General features: G+C 50.0%; 1 protein-coding gene. It reads left to right on the top strand.

The features are described from left to right. Positions 1 to 441: 441 nt before the first annotated feature. A partial coding sequence (locus EZM41_RS01240) for an asparaginase domain-containing protein (RefSeq protein ID WP_198468616.1) occupies positions 442 to 1,110 on the top strand: 669 nt, incomplete at its 3' end.

Genomic DNA, 1,110 nt, shown 5'->3' with positions numbered 1-1,110 from the left:
TTGATCCGGAAGCTTTTGACCCTAAGAAAGTCTATTTTGAGGATCCCGATGAGCGCCGAAAATATGAACTTGACGAATAGAAGGCAAGTATCTCTAAATAAGTCTGGCCGGCTTCGCTGCGCCGTGATCCAGCTTGGCGGACCATACGCTTACAAAGCCTTAGGCAAGTAAAAGACAGAAGAATGGAGGCGGGTAATCTGTGAATATTTCGGAGATTTCAGAGGGGAAATATGCGATAGAGTGTAAGTGATGGGTGAACCCTTATAACTTTCATGAGGCCACGCTTAGATAACATTAAGTAACAAATTGCTTTGACATGAAGAACGGGTTTATTTAATTTAAACATGGGAAATCTCTCTTTAGCCTCAATGGTAGGGATGAGTAAAATCAACTTGAGCTATAGAGGGATATGTCTTAAGAATGGCAAAAGGAGGGATTTGCTTGCCACGTGTTCATCTTTTTGCGTTAGGCGGCACCATCGCCTCTGTTCCGCTTTCCGCAGGCGGCGTGGCACCGAGCCTTACGGCTGAAGAAATAGTGCGCGCTGCCGGAGTGGATGAGGCAATTGACGTGTCCGCGTCGAACTTTCGTCAAATGCCCTCAGGAGATTTGACCACAGACGACATGTTGATGTTGGCCGAAGCGATCGAAGATAAAGCTCGTAGCGGGATCGACGGCGTCGTGGTCACACAAGGGACCGACACTATCGAGGAAACTTCCTTTGCCCTGGACTTACTGGTGCAAAGCGATATACCAGTAGTCGTGACAGGCGCCATGCGACATCCTAAACTCAGCGGTTCAGACGGGCCGGCGAACGTCTCTGCTGCCGTAGCTGTGGCGGCTAGCTCTATAGCCCGCGGCCTTGGCACTTTAGTGGTGTTCAATGACGAAATCCACGCGGCGCGCTTCGTGCAAAAGCGCCATACCCAAAGCCCGTCAGCTTTCATTTCACCCACTGGGCCCATCGGATGGGTGGCAGAAAGAAAGCCCTATATATTAGTCAGGCTTAAGCGGGTGCCGGAATTGCCAAGACCTATAGCCACTAACCCAGGCAACCTATCGGCGCTATATAAAGTTGTGATGGGCGATGACGGACGGATGTTAGAAAAG

Origin of the sequence: Acetomicrobium sp. S15 = DSM 107314 (genome assembly GCF_016125955.1) — a bacterium.
Lineage (GTDB): Bacteria > Synergistota > Synergistia > Synergistales > Thermosynergistaceae > Thermosynergistes > Thermosynergistes pyruvativorans.
Note: the sequence above shows the minus strand (reverse complement) of the source record. Positions and strands in the feature narration are given on the sequence as shown.